The 1,743-nt window shown below is 70.9% G+C and carries 2 protein-coding genes; one reads left to right on the top strand and one right to left on the bottom strand.

Annotated elements, in window-relative coordinates; all coding sequences use genetic code 11:
- Positions 1-439 precede the first annotated feature (439 nt).
- Positions 440-1,066, top strand: coding sequence for a ParB-like protein (locus tag D183_RS0104265; protein WP_017907902.1), 627 nt, complete (start codon positions 440-442; stop codon positions 1,064-1,066).
- Here the strand turns inward: D183_RS0104265 and D183_RS0104260 are convergent.
- Positions 1,027-1,527 carry an MgtC/SapB family protein gene (locus D183_RS0104260; protein ID WP_017907901.1) on the bottom strand — a complete coding sequence of 167 codons (501 nt, stop codon included), beginning with the start codon at positions 1,525-1,527 and terminating at the stop codon, positions 1,027-1,029. The two genes, D183_RS0104265 and D183_RS0104260, sit on opposite strands and share 40 nt — an antisense overlap.
- Positions 1,528-1,743: the final 216 nt, after the last annotated feature.

The raw sequence follows: 1,743 nt of genomic DNA, 5'->3' as shown, positions 1-1,743 counted from the left end.
TTGCGCAGTCCGCTGATCGGCGGCTCGTCGCGTTGATCCGACATGCCAGCCGGCTCCTCCCCAGGTCAAGGCGCCGCCCATGCTGGCGCTCAGGAACTGGATATCGGCGCTGGCGGCGCGTGCTTGAGCCGGCGGGCGCCGTGCCTGTGAAGAGGACTCCATGGCGGCCGTACCCTCACCCCCAGCCCCTTGCTTCCTTCTCCCTTCGGGACCATGGCCCCCTTTTCGGGGGAAGGTGCCCCGAAGGGGCGGATGAGGGTGCGGTTCGCTAGGGAGGTGTCTGGGGGAAGAGGTTCCCTGGCCGTCGCACCCTCACCCCCAGCCCCTCTCCCGGTGGGAGAGGGGAGCGCGTGCCGCGGCGCTGTGCAGAACGCGCACGACGCTGGCACTCTTGCGGCCGCGCCTGGTGCCGGCGCGCACACTTCCACGGAGACTGAGCATGGCCGATCCCCGCGAACCGCTGCTGCATCCCGTCCCGATCCTGTCCCTGCGCCCCACGCAGATGACCGTGGGCATGCGCGAGGTGAAGGAGAAGCGCAAGCGCTGGCGCGCACACGCGTCGAAGCACAAGCAGGCCGAGCTGCTCGGCAAGCACATGATCCCGGTGGTGCTGGGACCGGACGGCCGCTACTACGTGGTCGATCACCACCACCTGGCGCGGGCGCTGCACGACGAAGGGGTGGAGGACATCCTGGTCACGGTGATCGCTGACCTCAGCATGGTCGACAAGGCCGCGCTGTGGAGCGTGCTGGATCATCGCCGCTGGGCCTATCCCTACGACGCCAAGGGCGAGCGCCGCCCGTTCAAGGACATGCCCACGTCCATCGCCGACCTGAAGGACGATCCCTACCGCAGCCTCGCCGGCGAGGTGCGCCGGGCGGGCGGCTACGCCAAGGACACCACGCCCTTCAGCGAATTCCTGTGGGCCGACCTGTTCCGCCGCCGGCTGCGGCGCCGCGACGTCAAGGAGGATTTCGCCCGTTCCATGGAGACCGCGCTCGCGCTCGCCAAGAGCAAGGAGGCGAGCTACTTGCCGGGCTGGTGCGGGCCGCTGTCCGACGACTGATCCGGCGTGGCGTCATGCGCCGGCCTGCCGCCCAGGAGTGCGTGCAGGGCGCGTTCGACGCGGCCGCCGAACAGCAGGATGACGAAGGCGATGGCCAGCGACACGGCCACGATCTGCCACTGGCCGGCGCCGCACATGATGCCGACGCAGGCGGTGAGCCAGACACAGGCGGCGCTGGTCAGGCCATGCACCCGCACATGTTTCTGGGTGTGATAGATGACGCCGGCGCCGAGGAAACCGATGCCGGTCAGGATGCCCTGGATGACGCGGCTGCCGGCATCGGTGAAGCCGCCCTTGCCGAGCGGGTCGGCCAGCAGCACCACCATCGCGGTGGCCAGGCCGACCAGGCCCAGCGTGCGGATGCCGATCGGCTTGCCGTGCAGGTCGCGGTTCAACCCGATCGCCGCGCCGGCGAGGGCGGCGATCCCCAGGCGCACGGCGATCTCGGACAGGTCGGTCAAGGCAGGTCTCCCGGTGGATGTGTCGCCGCAGGCGGCCGGCCCATCATAGGCAAGCCGGCCGCGGGCGCCGCGTGCATGCCGTCGGCTGGCCTCAGAGCGCGGCGCGCACGTCGTCCAGGCTGGGCGGATTGGCGCCGGCGCGGGTGCAGTTGATCGCCGCGGCGGCCACGCAGAACTGCAGCAGGCGCTCCAGCGCGGCCGGCTCGCTGCCCAGCG

Source organism: Xanthomonas sp. SHU 199 (assembly GCF_000364665.1).
Taxonomy (GTDB): Bacteria; Pseudomonadota; Gammaproteobacteria; order Xanthomonadales; family Xanthomonadaceae; genus Xanthomonas_A; species Xanthomonas_A sontii.
The sequence above is the reverse complement of the archived record's forward strand: the minus strand, read 5'-3'. Positions and strand labels throughout refer to the sequence as shown.

Coding starts and splice junctions, on each gene's coding strand:
- D183_RS0104265 (WP_017907902.1), top strand. CDS start 440: ATGGCCGATCCCCGCGAACCGCTGCTGCATCCCGTCCCGATCCTGTCC.